The sequence below is a fragment of the Treponema putidum genome (genome assembly GCF_024401155.1).
Lineage (GTDB): Bacteria > Spirochaetota > Spirochaetia > Treponematales > Treponemataceae > Treponema_B > Treponema_B putidum.
Genome location: NZ_CP038804.1, coordinates 852,228 through 866,802, shown reverse-complemented (window position 1 = coordinate 866,802; position 14,575 = coordinate 852,228). Strand labels below are relative to the sequence as shown.

The window sequence follows — 14,575 nt, the reverse complement described above, 5'->3', positions numbered from 1 at the left end:
TTTTTCAATTACATTGAATCAGCTTTTTTCTGATGTTCTTCCATAATCGGATTCCAATAATCATGATATTCCTGTTCGTATTGTGTGTTTTTTGCAGAAATCCCATATGCAATCAGTTTTGAAATTAGACGGTATCTTAATTCAAAAAGACTTTGTGTTTCTTTCCAATAGCTAAAAAAAGATGTGCTGACTCCTTTAATTATGTTTATCGGTAAATTATCATCCGAATATGCAATTTTATATATTAAAGGCATTTTAACTACATCTGAATAATGCCAATGATGTCTATGTACAAAAGGCTTGTTTAAATATCGCTTACCGTTAATATAACATTGAGCCTCATCAATAGACTCAATTTCCAAAATTTCTATTTCATCAATTGATTTCGGAATATACCAATGAATTTCTACCTGATGATTATTCAACACTTTCCATGTACTTTGGTTGTCTTCATCGTCATAATTTTGGAAAAACCAAGCTTTATCGGAGTCAACAACTTCTTTGTCCTTTAAATCCGGATCTCTTGATCTTGAATAGGTGTAGGTATACTTTGTATAAAAATTAAAGTGATTATCTTCTCTATAACCTTCACCGGAATATGTGTTCTTATCCGGAAGAGACCAGTTTCCGCATTTTAAATATTCTTTTAATTGATTTGCCGTTTTCGGTTTAATAAATTCAGGTTGAAAATGCGATAAGTAACCGCCGAACACCCAACCGTATTCAGCTTTATCGTCTTTCCATTCATAAGGCGGAATTAAAATTTTAACCCATGGGGCTGTAATTTCGTCGATTGTTTCTTCTTTCCCAACAGCAATAATTTTTACAGGTAATCTGTGCAATAATCCGCAGAGACGATTTGATTTTAAAGATGGATAGCCTCTCACTTTTAACCCTTCTTTGGAATTGACATACATTGTATCAATCACTTTGCCATTTTCATAAAAATTATTTTTGTCCGCAAAAACCGATGTAATTATTAAAATCGATACGAATAAAGTTAAACAAAAATTTTTCATATTTTTTTCTCCAAAATTACGCAGTGTAATGTACACATAACTACTGCTTAACCTGTATTTGCTGCAGAGAAAATGTCGGGTTGAAGCGGATGTTAGACGCTATTCGTTCTTTTCTCTTCTCCAAATAAAACACGAACAAAATCTCTTCTTGAATACAAAATCCTGATAATTCTTATAACTTCGTCTTCAATTCTATAAAATATTGAATAATTATTTGCAAGCACAAACTTATAATCGGTAGGAAACGAAACATATTTTTCCACAGAAATCCCTCCATTTGGAGAGAACGTCAAATTTTCATAAGTTTCTATAATTTTTGAAATAGTATTATGTGCTGCTATGGGATTTTGAAGTTCATTCTCGATATAATTTTTAATTTCAAGTAAGTCTGCTGCCGCTTGCGGAGCAATCTTTATCTCAAACATCAAAGTCCCGCCATTTTTCTGACCTGTGTTGCGTCCAGCCATCCGTTTTGCAAAGCAGATTCTTCGCCTTTCTGCAATTCAGAAAAAAGAGTTTTCGTAGCTGTCAATTTTTCGTAATCTCTTATAGAAATTACCGCATAACACCCCCTGCCATTTTTAGTAAGAAAAACCGGCGATTCATCAGCAACATCCTGCAAAACTTCATTATAATTACGCAAATCTGAAATAGGTTTTATAACAATCATACATACCTCTAATATTCGTAATATTTTACGAAATAATTATCTTAAAATACTTATAAACTGTCAAGTGGATTAAACTCTCATATTTTTTACTAATTGTGAATAAAGAGCTCTCTATGACCATCCAAAGGACTTTTAGTTCGTTGATTTCCTTAATAAGTTAAAAAACACTTGGATAAAAGTTTACTTTTTCTTACTCAATTAGTCATTATGATAAAACATAACTTTAATCAAAAAACGAAGTTATTAATTTTGGTTTTAAGTCTTAATTTATAAAAATATATCACATTTTTCTAAGTTACAGTTTATCGTGCCGTAAGGCATCCGTCTAACATTCGCTTAACCTGCATTTGCGGCTCGTCCGCAATGTCAGGTTGAAGCGGGTGTTAGGTTTTACTTTTATTTTGCTATATCATATTTTTACCAATCTATTAATTTAGGACTTGGATTAAATATGAGAAAATGTTACCAAACATCCATTCTGTTTAAAATTTTTTAATATATCTTTTCTTTAGCAAGAAACTAAAAAAATTAATAGGTCTCTAATTAAAAGCACGAAAATCAATTTTTACCCTTTTTATAGATATTGAAGCCGAAACCACCGGAAAAATACTAAAAAAGCACATCATTCTTTCTAAAAACATCGTAGAAATAGTTAGCTTGCAATATCATTTTTCAAAAATTGATTTCCGTGTATTAAAGGCAAATTCAACTTTTATTATTCACTAAAATCGAAATCATTATCATCAAAGCTGCTATCATAATCAGAAGGTATGCAATATTCTCTTGAAGATGGATCAGGCTCCAATTCTTTAAGTGTTCTGGCACTCCATTGTGCAGAGTCGTATGCACTTTGTCCTCCCTTTGAAACTGCTATAAAAAAATGTAATGCGAGGTAATCAGGTACACCAGCTCTCAGAAGATTTCTATAGAAATTCTCATCTGCTTGTTCCTTTGACATTCCCAATGTGCTGTAGTCTATATCATGTTGATCGCATGCACCTCCATCACCAAGTGAATTGAGAAGATTTACCAGTGCTGCTGGAGTACCTGCCGCTCCGCATCCATTTGGAAGTGTACCAGAACGAGCAATTTGCAGAAGCCGATTTTTTTCGGCGTTAAATGCAGTTTCAGCATAGCATATCTGAGAATAGGCTTCAATTCCTACAAATAACGCAATTACAAAACAAAAAAATATTTTTTTCATAAAATCCTCCTATGATTTTATAAATTTATTTTTGATCGAAATAAATGGTATAGGCCGGTTCCGCACATGCCTACCTTCAGGCAGGTCAACCTAACATTCGCTTAACCTGCATTTGCGGCTCGTCCGCAATGTCAGGTTGAAGCGAGTGTTAGATAGTTATTATTTGTTGCAATGCAGAATCACTATTTTCTGTTACTCTATAAATTGTTCCATAATTTATTTTACACGCAATACTATTTAATACACTTAATGAGGGATGACCATATGGGTTGTTATTCCCAAACTGGACAAAAAAACTCACATTTTCATCTGTTATTAATTTATCATTAAAATTATTTTTTGCTCCATGATGCGGTATTTGTATCAATCCTATCATATTTTTCCTATCTTCAATATATTTAAAAACAGAATCTATCTCACTGCAATCCCAATCACCAGTATATAAACAAGCAGGTTTGTCAGTATCATAAAAATATTTTCGATGGCAATATCTACAACAATAATCATACTTAAAATATTTGGATTCTATTATGTTACTGTATATAGGATTTCTAGTTATCCCTGAATATAAAATCATTGAATTTTGATTAATTCCTCCATCAACTCTTTTATATGCATTTTTAATCTTTTTCAGAACAGTTTTATCAAATAAATCATCAATATTTGATAATTGTTTATCATCTATTCCATATTTATTACAAATTTCTATAAACTGCTTAGAACGCTGTTGATAATGAATATTAAACGGTATATACTCCCAGTTAGTTTGAGATATTATTAATTTTCTTCCACTTGGAATATCGGTATCTGAACTATTATCATCTATAATAACTGCTTCAACTGCTTCGATTTCGTCTACAGGCTCTCGATTAAATGGTTCTATTCTTATTATTCTAGTCTTATCATCAAAAAAAGACCTTGGGTTCTTAATTAACTCTTTTACTTCTTCATTTTCTACTAATTGAGATAAAATATTATTCCACTGCACAAGCGGAATAACAACATTTTTTATTTTTCGTATTTGCTTTAAATATGGTATTAGAGAAATATGATCATGATCAAAATGTGAAATAAATAACACTTCAATATCGCAATCTGGTAGATTGTTATAAACCAGTGACTTGTTTCTTTGACTTACTCGTGGAGACATATAACCACAGTCATAAATAATCAATTTATCATGTTCCACATGATATTCACTAGCAAAGCCGCCTTGTCCAATAGGATGAATATTACGTATGACTGTAACTTTGTGCATTCCCTTTTTCTCCTTAATGTGTAGTATCTTATCTATCTAACATCCGCTTGACCTGCATTTGCGGCTTGTCCGCAATGTCAGGTTGAAGCGGGTGTTAGAAGTGATTATTTTTTATTTATAAAACAAAACAACGAATTGAAAAGTAAATAATTATATATTCTATATCTTTCAGAATAAAACATATTGATCTTTGAAAAATTCATTGATGTACTCATCAAATATAATCTTTTTTCTTTTTCATCATAAAGATATGCATTAAAGGTTGCTGAATTACTTTCCAGGTCACTGCCGAAAGCAATAATATATTTATCGGCTCCACAATTCCATAAAATTCCTTCACGCTCCAACTCTATTGACTGCCAATTATTTGGATGTCTGTTTTTATAATATCTTTGGTTCATCGCAACATCCAAATCTTCTCTCTTTACTCCATTTTTTTCATAGAAATTAATTGTTATTGAATTTGTACCACCGCCGTAAATCAGAAAAAATTTATCTTCGGAAGTCTTTTCTTTTTGACTAAAAGAAATTTGATTCCAATCATTATCAAAGAGCAGCATACCGAGTTTATTATTAAACACACCTGCTTCTCTAAAATTGAATAAATTTATATTCTCATCAAATTCCTTATCATCATAATTATACCTCCATACTTCTTTTTCTGATGTCTTTTCTTTTTCTAATTTTGAATCAATTTTTTTTACTATTGCCTTTGAAAATGATGAGTCAATTTTATTGGATTTTATATATTGTTTTAATTGCTGTTGTATCTTGGCATTTCGTGTATTTCTAAAAAAACTTTCAAGTAGTAGACTATTTATCGTTTCTTTTCCAATATTATTTCGATATATTTTATCGAAAGTTAAATCATCTACTACACGTTTGCCGGCATCCCATTGTGAAAGGTAATTCTTCATACTAAAATAACTCTGCATTTCTTCAGTTGACGGAATATAAAAAAAATATTTATTCTCTTCAGAAAACAGGCAATTAACTGAAAAAAATAAAACAATCACCAATACTACTTTTCTCATTCTTTTCTCCTCGCACCGTTAGGTGTCGTTCTAACATTCACTTAACCTGCATTTGCGGCTTTGCCGACGCGTATAGCGAGGCAAAGTTGGCGCGAAAGTTGCATCAAAAGGGAGCCGTAGGCGACCGCCTTAAGCAACTTTCGTGTCAAAACAAATGTCAGGTTGAAGCGGGGGTTAGGTGAATTCTTTCAAAATATCATCCGCTGTTATAAATGTATGCTTTTCGTTTTCAAATTTATCTATAATTTTTCTATCGATTATATCTTCATACATTTCTGTCAATACCCTCTTTACAAGAGACGATTTTTCTTCAGACGATTTTTCTTCACAAAAATATGAAGATAAATACTTCACAATGTTTTCCTCTTCTAAATAAAAAATAGAACGAAACCTCCCTTTTCTAAGCCTGTAGTAAATTTTTGTTTTTTCTCCGGATACTTTCAGTTGCTTAATGTCAAACAGATTCAAATCTTTTGTTAAATCCAATGACATAAACGCATTATTAAAATGAACAAAAATCTCTTTTGGTATAAGCCCCTTTTTTATTTATTTTAATATCTCATCTGAATATTTTATCATGTATACAATGTAATACAAAAATTATTTCTTGTCAAATGATTTTATTATCACAATAAATTAAATATTATAAAATTTATTCCATTATGATTATTTATCTTTTATATAAGAATAAATATTTCTTTTATCCTTATAAAGCCTCGAACAATACCATCATCATAAACAAAAGTATTTACAAGTTTTTCAGAATCTGATTTATATTCATCAGCAATGGATAATACATTTAACTCTCCAAAACAATACTTATCATTGTGAAAATATTGATAAAAATTCATTTTTTTACTATACTTTAAACTGATAAACCTATTTTGCCTTACAAGATAGTTTTTCTACTTCAAGCTTAAAAACTGCAACACCATCAATCATCTTGCTTTCGTAATTTCAGTTATCTCTGCCAGTAGATTGTTTCATTAGTATATTAAGTCCTTTTATCTTTTCTTCGTAGTCACATACAAGTATCAGTTTTCCATTTCCAATTACACTTTGAAATTTTGCGAAATAATCACATGCAATATCTGCATTTAAAAGTTCATAGTTTCCATCGATTTCGAATTCTACAATATTACAAAAAGTGTGCTCCCATACTATCAACCTAATCTACCAAAAAAAATTTATAATATACTTTCTACAATATTATACCTATAACATCACCCCGCCGAAGCAGATTATAGCTATCTTCATCAAATTTAAAATGACATATAAAACAAATATGCTACAGGAAATGGCTGCACGAGAGATTGGAGCGGTACGACTTGCATTTTCCAAAATCCAAATTGCAATACACGAACACACCGTAGTTTCGGTATATTACTACCGGAAGCGATAGCCAAAGCTCCGCGAAGCTCAACAGTTTTAAGCCTTTAGGCGAAAAACAGGTATAGGTACGCCCGTCAGTAAGCTCAAAGGCAATCATAAAGCCAATACCACCACAATAACCACAAGTAAAATTTTCTTGACTTTAGCTTCAAAAAAATGTATACTGTAAATGTATTGGAGGTTACAATATTATGGAAAAAATCAGCATGAAAATTTTTGCGGTACTTGCCGTTTTTTTAGTTATATCATGTGATAGTGAACTCGCTCCCAACCTGAAGACTAAACCTGATACTCCTGCAATTATTCAAGTAAGTGAGATCTGCACCGATGTCTCAACCGTTTCACTTGTGAAATCGACCACACGGCAGTTACAGGTGAGCGTTCTACCGGAAAATGCATCAGATAAAAGACTAACCTTTGCATCAGAAGCAGACTCAATCGCATCCGTTGACAACAACGGTTTGATTACGGCAAATGCAGTAGGTCATACCACTATCAAGATAAAAGCTACAAACGGAGTTCAAAAAACAGTTGATGTTACCGTTACGCCGGAACCGATTCCCGTTACAAGCATTGTGATTGAGGGAACGACACCTGCATCTTTATTTATCGGTGAAAGCTATAGAATCATAGCAAAAGCACAACCCGATGAAGCAACCAATAAAGAGCTTACCTACACTACAAACAACAATAGTGCATATGTTGCTTACGATGGTACAGTAACCGCCCAATCGGAAGGAACCGTTACCATAACCGTAAAGTCCCAAAGCAATCCCGAAATTACAGCGACGGTTACTATCACTATAAAACAGAGACCCTCGATTGAACTGATAGTAGAAGAAATGACGAGTGAAAGCGGTGAATCAAATCTGAATCTTGAAATAAAAACGCTCCATGGCAAGCTTTCATATACGCCTACAATTGTTGGAGAAGAAAGTAGTTGGCTTACCGTTTTTCACATAGACAACACTACAGATGTAGAAAAAGATACAATACACCTAAAAGCTGCTCAAAATAAAACCGTATGGAAGCGGACTGCCTATATTAACTTCAAGGATGAATCCAATCAAGTAATCAAAAATGCTGCCGGAAAAAAACTCGAAGTAAAAGTAATTCAGAAAGAGAACGAGAACCCGAACGTAACAATAAAATGGGTACACGGAATAGATGATCCGACTGCAGATGAAAAAACAGCAATTCCGGTTCCTCATGTCGGTCAAGCTAAAAAATTTTATTGGGATGACGATAAAATTTTCTTCTGGTATGAAGATGATAATACGAAATGGTTCAACAATAGAAAAATATTTTATCTAAACATACCTGCTACTGACGGTGGCGATAGCAACCAATGCTGGGCTAAAACTGCTTCCAATATGCTGCATTGGTGGTTTGTAAAGAATAAAGAAAATATAGACAATTACATAACAAAGAAAAATATAACAGGTGCTGAAAAAGATAAGTATCAAGATTTCTACAACCGGAATTCTCCCGATAGTCAAGAACCGGAGAAAAGTTATATAGCAAAAACTTTTAGGACAAAGGCACATAACGGACAGCTGGGAGATTATATTATAAGTGGACTTGCATGGTATCTCTACGGTAATTCAAGTGCATCACTCCCCACTACTCCCGAATATGAAGGTCCTGCTTTATTCAAAGATGTGTTTAACATAAATAAGACTCCTATTAAAACTCAGATTATTAAGGGCAAAGTTGAATTTGAAACGGCAATAACCGACGCACTTAATTCTCAAAAAGCAATCGGGCTACATATGCGTGGCACAAAGGGCGGAAAAGATTATGCTCATGCAATAACGCTTTGGGGAGCGGTCTTTGATGAAGAGGAAAATATTATTGCAATCTATGTTGTTGACAATAATCATACGGAAAACAGGGTATTTCCTTACGGAATCTACTATAGAAACGGTCTTCCTTACATTTTTAACTATCCAAACAATGCATTCGCTACTGATAGGTATGTCGGTGAAGTAACGACCCTAGACAAAGGCGAAGCGTTGTGGCAAGAATGGTTTGATTTGCATCCGTGATAAGATGCCTTCACTTATCTTTCTTTTAATATGGTAGAAATTTTACAAAGCATAGAAGAAATCTGACAATATTTTTTCCATTCTTTTAATTCTAAAATTTCTTATAAATCATAAATGTAATGCTGTCTATCGCCAAATAAATCGTTATGGACTCCCAGAGTTTTATCATTATAGTTACTTGGGTCAATATCAATGATAGAAAGGATTTATTATCCTCTCCCGCTTCATTTAAAATCGCACTCGTATTTTTTTAGTCGCGAATTGGTACTATTTGTGGCATATGTACCTCTTAATGGTATTCTTATGCCATAATAATACCATTAGGTCTATGGTAAATACTTTTTTACATAAATTATATCAATTGCATTTTTTATTGAAATCGGTTGTGTAAATCCCATTATACTTTTTCCTCCTCAAGTACCGTAAAGCATCCCCACCACATCCTAACCTGCATTTGCGACTTGCCCGCAATGTCAGGTTGAAGCGGGTGTTAGGTATATTTTCACTGTAAAATTTCTCTATCTTTCTCAGATTTTAAGTCATATAAACTAATGTAGGATAATCAATATAAATAATTAAAATGAATATCAAGCATAAAAAAGCTAATAACACTATATCCACTAAAAATATTTTGTATTTTTTATCTTTCGTTCGAAAAATAATACTTACAGGGAGAAATATTAATATAGATAATATATAAATCAAAAAAATAGAAAAAACGATTCCAATCCATTTTTGATCAGTATATGAAATTGAATCTATTTGGAATCGATGAGCAATTGACACAAAAATACTAATAGTGCCCAAAAAGAGACATATAAAAAATAATATCAAATCTTTTTTCAGAATTTTAAAAACACTATTCTTTTTATCCATTCAAGCTCCATATTTAGTTGATAAATCATAAAAATATTATCAAGCAGTCTCTAATTCAAATAAAACATCACTAAATTATCAACACGTCTTCCATATTGTTGATAGTATTTTACAACTTTTCCGCTCGTGTGAAAACACGTATCCACCTAACTACCGCTTAACCTGCACTTGCGGCTTGTCCGCAATGTCAGGTTGAAGCGGGTGTTAGATGTTTTTTTGTTATAATTTAATACCCAAATTGTTACCTTTAGCAGTAATTAATCCCATTGTTTTAATAAAAAATACTCTTTTAGAAAATTGATAGTTATTTCTTCACTCATACTTCTATCTACATCTACTATTGAATTTCCATGCTGCTTTAATGCTTTTAATACAATAATTTTATAATTTTCTTACAATATTCATAATAACTAATTATTTTATCACATAGTTCCATTATGCTCTAATTTTCACATATTACATTACTATTAAGATAAACTATTATATACGCCTTTATTTCTCATATCCGAAGGCGTTCGTCTATCACTCGTTTTACTGTTGCCTTTTTATCGCTTAAACATTCAATTACTGCATTTTGTGTACATTCTCCCTTCCAGTATCTTCTTGCTATGTTTTTTATTATTTCAATATCTTCAAGATTTTCCATCTTTTCATATGCTATATCATACATTTCCATATCATATCGTTGATAGTTTTCATCATCAACATCTATTTCATAAATAAATATTGTTCCATCATCATCTCCAGGCTCTTCATAATCTCTTTTAAATAGATCTTTACACATATCTATACTTTCATAAAAAAAATTGCTGAAAATACGGCTGTAACACTTTTTAAATTCAGTCATTCTTATATATTCAAATACAGCTTCAGTACCCCATTTTGAACAATCTGACCATTCCCTCATATTTGATTTTCTCATTACTTCTCTAAAATATCTTGCATTTAGCATCGTTGCATTAAATACATCAGCCCTTATTTCTAAAGTTTTAACCAGTGGAATGACAAGACTCTTAGTTGATTTATAGTCTGGTATGAGCTTCATATCTATATTTAAACCTTTACCAAGATGATACAATACCATCTATACCTCCCAATTAATTGCGGTACTACTTTCATAATATTATAACCATACCTAGCGCGCTATAGCGCGTCCATCTAACATGCAGTTAAGCTGCAAAACGTACCGGCGTCTAGCCGGCCGCTCTTCAGAGCGGGTTTTGTCAGTCTTGAACTGCGTGTTAGATTTTTAGTATAGTACATACAGAATAATAAAATACCAACCCTCAAAATTCATACAATAAATCCTATGTTTTATGTTTCTTTACTTCATCACTATTTTCTTAGCAATTATTTCTTAGATAACCTCATCATACAAGGCAACTATTTTATCATTAATCTTATTTTTTGTCTTTTGATACTCCCTAAAATTGAACTATTTATACAATTTTAGGGGGCGATTCATCAGTATCGGTTAATCGATTCTTATTGCTTTGTATATTCTACTGAATTTTCACCAGCAGTAAATTTCATCTTCGTTTTTGATGAATTTAGTTTTATAAATGAAAGCATTCCTTCCAAAACTTCAGGTGTAAAATTCAGTCTTGCACTGATTGTCTTGTTCGCGGAATCATGTTCAACATCAAATCCTATATCTTCCAGCTCTGATACAGCACCAGCTACAGAAGCTGCATATGATGCATCTGCGCTTCAATAATCCTCCTCGTGTTGTAAATAACCCGAAAAATCAGAAGCAACAAAAAGCATTTTTGAGCCTACAACTCCTGACATTGAAAAGTCTGCCTTCCATGTTCCCACTAAATCACTCTTGTTTGAAACAGGCTTCCAATCACTGATAGTATTATTCTGATTACCGTTCGCCTGTTGACAACCGCTAATTAACGCTACTGCACTAGTTATTAAAACTAATGCACCAATCACTGAAACTAATCTCTTTTGTTTCATCTTTCGACCATCCTTTCGCAATGTCCTTTTTCATTGCAATTATTTTATTTTTCGGTCGAAAGTCTGTTTCGATTGGTTCCCTACTCGCCTGCCGTCGGCAGGTCAACCTAACTGCCGCTTAACCTGCATTTGCGGCTTGTCCGCAATGTCAGTGTTGAAGCGGGTGTTAGATGTTTCCATCTATTTTATTGGCTTTTAAAACTGCATGTATCATATCATCATTTTTATACTGCTCGCCTAATTCTTTTATATTCTCAATAAATTTCTTACTATCTTCAATATATTCATAAAAAGAATATACCTCAAGATTTCCTTTTGCATAACAATAAAATATGTCATTATATTTTTTACACAATTTGAAAAATAACTTATAGTTTTTTGTTTTAATTAAATAATATAATAAATGCATTACAGGGTGTATAATAGTATCCATTATCATATACCGCCATAATTCAAATGAAAAACCTGTTGGCAAATCTTTTCTCTGTAAATCCGCTTCTGTATACAATAGCACAATATTTTTATATTCATTCAGTTCAAAGATTAGTTTCTTCTGTAATTCTGTAATATGCTTATTCTTATTTTTTATATAATTTTGTTTATTGAATATACCGATATTACTTATTTCTTGAAAATCTTGGTTATGTACAATAGCGTTTAGTTTATTTTTTGAAAACATAATCCATTCCAAAAGATGCGCAATGACATCTTTATAATTCCAATCATCATAATTACTGACAAGTTGTTCACTTTTGTAACTACTTATAAAATCAGCAATATCTATTTCTATTTTATTGATTTCTGTTATTATTTCTTTAATTGTCATTTTTCTCTGTATCCATAATTTTTATCAGTTGGTTCTTAAATTCAGGAATAATGTTTTTTGCAACATCCCACACAATTTCATAATCAACGGAAAAATAACCATGAATGAGTTTATCTCTCATACCGGCAATATTTCTCCATGGAACTTCTTTATATTTAATTATTACATCACTTGAAATATTTTTAACGGCTTCTCCAATAATTTCAATACTTCGTGCAAATGCCCGTTGCGTTTTTTCATCTTTTAGAAACGCCTCTTTTGATATGGTCCTTGTTTCAGATTCCAAAAAAACAATTTCATCAAAAATATGCTTAAATAACTCTTCATTTGATCGATACATATTCAACCTCATTGAGTATTCTCTGACCAATATAAGGACTTAAACTTTCTATGGTTAATAAATCTATTTTTGTATTCAAATTATCTTCCAAGTAATAAACTAAATTTATAAAGTTATTATAATTTTTTTTATTAGCATGAAATTCTACTAATATATCAATATCGCTATTTTTATTTTGTTGATTATGTACATAAGAACCAAAAAGACCTATTTTTTTTACGCCATAGGACTGGAGAATGTTTTTATTATATTCTAAGAAATTAAAAATCTCTTTTTTTTCTTTAGGTTTCATACCTCTATTATACCTTTTTTTAATATTAAATCTAGATTTATACCTGAAAAATTCAGCTCGTGCAGTAGCACGAGTCCATCTAACTTCCGCTTAACCTGCATTGCCGCAAAGGCAATGTCAGGTTGAAGCGGGTGTTATGGCAAAACTATTTCTTTTACAGAATTAGATTTCTCAATTTCTTTTTTCTTTCAGAAATATTCTTTCCATTTTTTTTAAACTACGCTTCTATTATTATAATTCCCGAAGTACCGTAAAGCCACATACTACCACTACCGTACTTCGCCCTGAAGTTCACATTTTATTTCATGCTCGATAACAGTTTGGAATTCCTCTTCTTGTCTTCCTTCTATGTTTAGATTGCCCTCAATATAAAATTTATACTTTCGCTTTCCTACTTTTTTAACTTCATTGATTTGTATCCAACCAGCATAAATCTTTTTATCTGCTAATTCTTTTATACAATCAATTGTTTTTATTTCAGTTCCATCAGAATAATGGTAAAATACAATCTTTTTCATCATAGAGTCCGTGTTAATTAAAATGTTGTCTTCGACATCTTCAAATGGATAGTATGAGTTTACTACTCTGACAATAGAAAGATCTTCGTAGCTTCTGTATTCAAATCTTATTCCTCCTCCAGAAGTGCCCCAAACTTTAATCAAATAATTCTTTGTCCATTTTACATCATGACATGCCCATCCAGGCTCACATTCAGCTATTATTTTCTGTGTTTCCAGATTATATAATGTCATAAGAAAGGCTTTAGCCTTATCAGGTCTATGATAAACAAGCATTTTTTTATTGTCAGGAGAAATGTAGAAATCTTGAATTAGTTCCCAGTTCTTAAAATTTGTAATCTGATTATTGTTTTCGTCATATATTTGCTTATTATATAGTTTTCCATCGATTCTAAATTTTATTTCTTGCGCAAAAACCGATAAAGATATGACAATCAATGCTGAAAATACCAAAAATACTTTTTTCATTTTCCTCCTAAAAAGCAGCCCAAAGGGCTGTCGCCATAACTTCTCGCTTAACCTGCATTGCCGCAAAGGCAATGTCAGGTTGAAGCGAGTGTTAGGCTCTTTCCTTATTGATGATAATGTGTTCCGCACTGAACAATATATAATGTATTATCTTCAACTTTATATACAAGTCGGTTTGCCATATCTATTCTTCTGCTCCAATACCCCGATAACTCATACTTTAATGGTTCAGGTTGACCTTTTCCCTTATCAACTCCATTTCTTTCAATATCTTTAATTAAATCATGGGTAGTTTTTATCAATTTTTGTTGATGTTTATTAAAAAATTCGCAGTAATCGTTCCATGCAATATTAGACCAAACTTTTACCATCAACAAGATTCCTTCAATTCATGGATTTGACCTTTTCCGCTTTCAATCTGATTTATACTATTACGCAAATATTTCATATTTTCTTCTGAATAAACATACGGATCCTCCGATGCTTTCAAAGCAAAGGGCAGTCCATTTTCCCGAATGGTAGCCTTTACAAAAGAGTTTATCGCCGACGAAATATTAATGCCCATAGAATCACATATCCGCTCAAAAGTTATTTTATCATCATGTGTAATTTTTGCTGATATTGTAGTCATTCTTAACGCCTCTTACTACATTATACTACATTAG

Annotated in this window: 16 protein-coding genes; 1 reads left to right on the top strand and 15 read right to left on the bottom strand. The window is 31.9% G+C overall.

All coding sequences use genetic code 11. The annotated features are described in order from the left end of the window. Positions 1–8: 8 nt before the first annotated feature. The 7 genes from E4N74_RS04090 to E4N74_RS04060 form a co-directional block, all read right to left on the bottom strand. Positions 9–1,019, bottom strand: coding sequence for an SH3 domain-containing protein (locus E4N74_RS04090; RefSeq protein ID WP_255819019.1), 1,011 nt, complete (start codon positions 1,017–1,019; stop codon positions 9–11). A gap of 92 nt (positions 1,020–1,111) precedes the next feature. Continuing rightward, complete coding sequence (locus E4N74_RS04085) at positions 1,112–1,444, bottom strand: type II toxin-antitoxin system RelE/ParE family toxin (protein ID WP_162664205.1); 333 nt, start codon at positions 1,442–1,444, stop codon at positions 1,112–1,114. After that, positions 1,444–1,689, bottom strand: a complete 246-nt coding sequence (locus E4N74_RS04080; RefSeq protein WP_255819016.1) for a type II toxin-antitoxin system prevent-host-death family antitoxin — start codon at positions 1,687–1,689, stop codon at positions 1,444–1,446. The genes E4N74_RS04085 and E4N74_RS04080 overlap by 1 nt, the downstream gene beginning before the upstream one ends. Before the next feature lie 715 nt (positions 1,690–2,404). Next, positions 2,405–2,893: a DUF1353 domain-containing protein gene (locus tag E4N74_RS04075; RefSeq protein ID WP_255819014.1), complete on the bottom strand. Its 489-nt coding sequence runs from the start codon at positions 2,891–2,893 to the stop codon at positions 2,405–2,407. A gap of 148 nt (positions 2,894–3,041) precedes the next feature. Then, positions 3,042–4,151, bottom strand: a complete 1,110-nt coding sequence (locus E4N74_RS04070; RefSeq protein ID WP_255819012.1) for an MBL fold metallo-hydrolase — start codon at positions 4,149–4,151, stop codon at positions 3,042–3,044. A 104-nt stretch (positions 4,152–4,255) separates the two neighbouring features. Continuing rightward, the gene (locus tag E4N74_RS04065; RefSeq protein ID WP_255819010.1) at positions 4,256–5,185 is read right to left on the bottom strand and encodes a hypothetical protein; all 930 of its coding nucleotides are present in this window, start codon (positions 5,183–5,185) and stop codon (positions 4,256–4,258) included. 174 nt (positions 5,186–5,359) lie between these two features. Continuing rightward, complete coding sequence (locus tag E4N74_RS04060) at positions 5,360–5,677, bottom strand: hypothetical protein (RefSeq protein ID WP_255819008.1); 318 nt, start codon at positions 5,675–5,677, stop codon at positions 5,360–5,362. A gap of 1,091 nt (positions 5,678–6,768) precedes the next feature. On the opposite strand from E4N74_RS04060, the gene E4N74_RS04055 reads away from it, so the two are divergent. Further along, on the top strand, positions 6,769–8,625 hold the full coding sequence (locus E4N74_RS04055; protein ID WP_255819007.1) for an IdeS/Mac family cysteine endopeptidase: 1,857 nt from the start codon (positions 6,769–6,771) through the stop codon (positions 8,623–8,625). Between the two features lie 1,375 nt (positions 8,626–10,000). On the opposite strand, the gene E4N74_RS04050 is transcribed toward E4N74_RS04055, so the two are convergent. From E4N74_RS04050 to E4N74_RS04015, 8 genes are all read right to left on the bottom strand, one after another. Further along, positions 10,001–10,585 (bottom strand): hypothetical protein, encoded by a 585-nt coding sequence (locus E4N74_RS04050; protein ID WP_255819006.1) that lies wholly within the window; start codon positions 10,583–10,585, stop codon positions 10,001–10,003. A 626-nt stretch (positions 10,586–11,211) separates the two neighbouring features. Then, positions 11,212–11,466 carry a hypothetical protein gene (locus E4N74_RS04045; RefSeq protein ID WP_044978220.1) on the bottom strand — a complete coding sequence of 85 codons (255 nt, stop codon included), beginning with the start codon at positions 11,464–11,466 and terminating at the stop codon, positions 11,212–11,214. 166 nt (positions 11,467–11,632) lie between these two features. Continuing rightward, positions 11,633–12,292: a DinB family protein gene (locus tag E4N74_RS04040; RefSeq protein WP_255806272.1), complete on the bottom strand. Its 660-nt coding sequence runs from the start codon at positions 12,290–12,292 to the stop codon at positions 11,633–11,635. Next, positions 12,282–12,632 carry a HepT-like ribonuclease domain-containing protein gene (locus E4N74_RS04035; protein WP_255819005.1) on the bottom strand — a complete coding sequence of 117 codons (351 nt, stop codon included), beginning with the start codon at positions 12,630–12,632 and terminating at the stop codon, positions 12,282–12,284. The genes E4N74_RS04040 and E4N74_RS04035 overlap by 11 nt, the downstream gene beginning before the upstream one ends. Further along, complete coding sequence (locus E4N74_RS04030; RefSeq protein ID WP_255806249.1) at positions 12,616–12,924, bottom strand: nucleotidyltransferase family protein; 309 nt, start codon at positions 12,922–12,924, stop codon at positions 12,616–12,618. Before E4N74_RS04030 ends, E4N74_RS04035 begins: the two co-directional genes overlap by 17 nt. A 269-nt stretch (positions 12,925–13,193) precedes the next feature. After that, positions 13,194–13,910 carry a hypothetical protein gene (locus E4N74_RS04025; RefSeq protein ID WP_255819003.1) on the bottom strand — a complete coding sequence of 239 codons (717 nt, stop codon included), beginning with the start codon at positions 13,908–13,910 and terminating at the stop codon, positions 13,194–13,196. A 104-nt stretch (positions 13,911–14,014) separates the two neighbouring features. Further along, positions 14,015–14,281 carry a Txe/YoeB family addiction module toxin gene (locus E4N74_RS04020; RefSeq protein WP_255806276.1) on the bottom strand — a complete coding sequence of 89 codons (267 nt, stop codon included), beginning with the start codon at positions 14,279–14,281 and terminating at the stop codon, positions 14,015–14,017. Then, positions 14,281–14,541, bottom strand: coding sequence for a type II toxin-antitoxin system RelB/DinJ family antitoxin (locus E4N74_RS04015; RefSeq protein ID WP_255806275.1), 261 nt, complete (start codon positions 14,539–14,541; stop codon positions 14,281–14,283). The genes E4N74_RS04020 and E4N74_RS04015 overlap by 1 nt, the downstream gene beginning before the upstream one ends. Positions 14,542–14,575: the final 34 nt, after the last annotated feature.

What these genes read in the sequence shown, in the direction of transcription:
- E4N74_RS04090 (WP_255819019.1), bottom strand. Translation starts at nt 1,019, where the DNA reads ATGAAAAATTTTTGTTTAACTTTATTCGTATCGATTTTAATAATTACA.
- E4N74_RS04085 (WP_162664205.1), bottom strand. Translation starts at nt 1,444, where the DNA reads ATGTTTGAGATAAAGATTGCTCCGCAAGCGGCAGCAGACTTACTTGAA.
- E4N74_RS04080 (WP_255819016.1), bottom strand. Translation starts at nt 1,689, where the DNA reads ATGATTGTTATAAAACCTATTTCAGATTTGCGTAATTATAATGAAGTT.
- E4N74_RS04075 (WP_255819014.1), bottom strand. Translation starts at nt 2,893, where the DNA reads ATGAAAAAAATATTTTTTTGTTTTGTAATTGCGTTATTTGTAGGAATT.
- E4N74_RS04070 (WP_255819012.1), bottom strand. Translation starts at nt 4,151, where the DNA reads ATGCACAAAGTTACAGTCATACGTAATATTCATCCTATTGGACAAGGC.
- E4N74_RS04065 (WP_255819010.1), bottom strand. Translation starts at nt 5,185, where the DNA reads ATGAGAAAAGTAGTATTGGTGATTGTTTTATTTTTTTCAGTTAATTGC.
- E4N74_RS04060 (WP_255819008.1), bottom strand. Translation starts at nt 5,677, where the DNA reads ATGTCATTGGATTTAACAAAAGATTTGAATCTGTTTGACATTAAGCAA.
- E4N74_RS04055 (WP_255819007.1), top strand. Translation starts at nt 6,769, where the DNA reads ATGGAAAAAATCAGCATGAAAATTTTTGCGGTACTTGCCGTTTTTTTA.
- E4N74_RS04050 (WP_255819006.1), bottom strand. Translation starts at nt 10,585, where the DNA reads ATGGTATTGTATCATCTTGGTAAAGGTTTAAATATAGATATGAAGCTC.
- E4N74_RS04045 (WP_044978220.1), bottom strand. Translation starts at nt 11,466, where the DNA reads ATGAAACAAAAGAGATTAGTTTCAGTGATTGGTGCATTAGTTTTAATA.
- E4N74_RS04040 (WP_255806272.1), bottom strand. Translation starts at nt 12,292, where the DNA reads ATGACAATTAAAGAAATAATAACAGAAATCAATAAAATAGAAATAGAT.
- E4N74_RS04035 (WP_255819005.1), bottom strand. Translation starts at nt 12,632, where the DNA reads ATGTATCGATCAAATGAAGAGTTATTTAAGCATATTTTTGATGAAATT.
- E4N74_RS04030 (WP_255806249.1), bottom strand. Translation starts at nt 12,924, where the DNA reads ATGAAACCTAAAGAAAAAAAAGAGATTTTTAATTTCTTAGAATATAAT.
- E4N74_RS04025 (WP_255819003.1), bottom strand. Translation starts at nt 13,910, where the DNA reads ATGAAAAAAGTATTTTTGGTATTTTCAGCATTGATTGTCATATCTTTA.
- E4N74_RS04020 (WP_255806276.1), bottom strand. Translation starts at nt 14,281, where the DNA reads ATGGTAAAAGTTTGGTCTAATATTGCATGGAACGATTACTGCGAATTT.
- E4N74_RS04015 (WP_255806275.1), bottom strand. Translation starts at nt 14,541, where the DNA reads ATGACTACAATATCAGCAAAAATTACACATGATGATAAAATAACTTTT.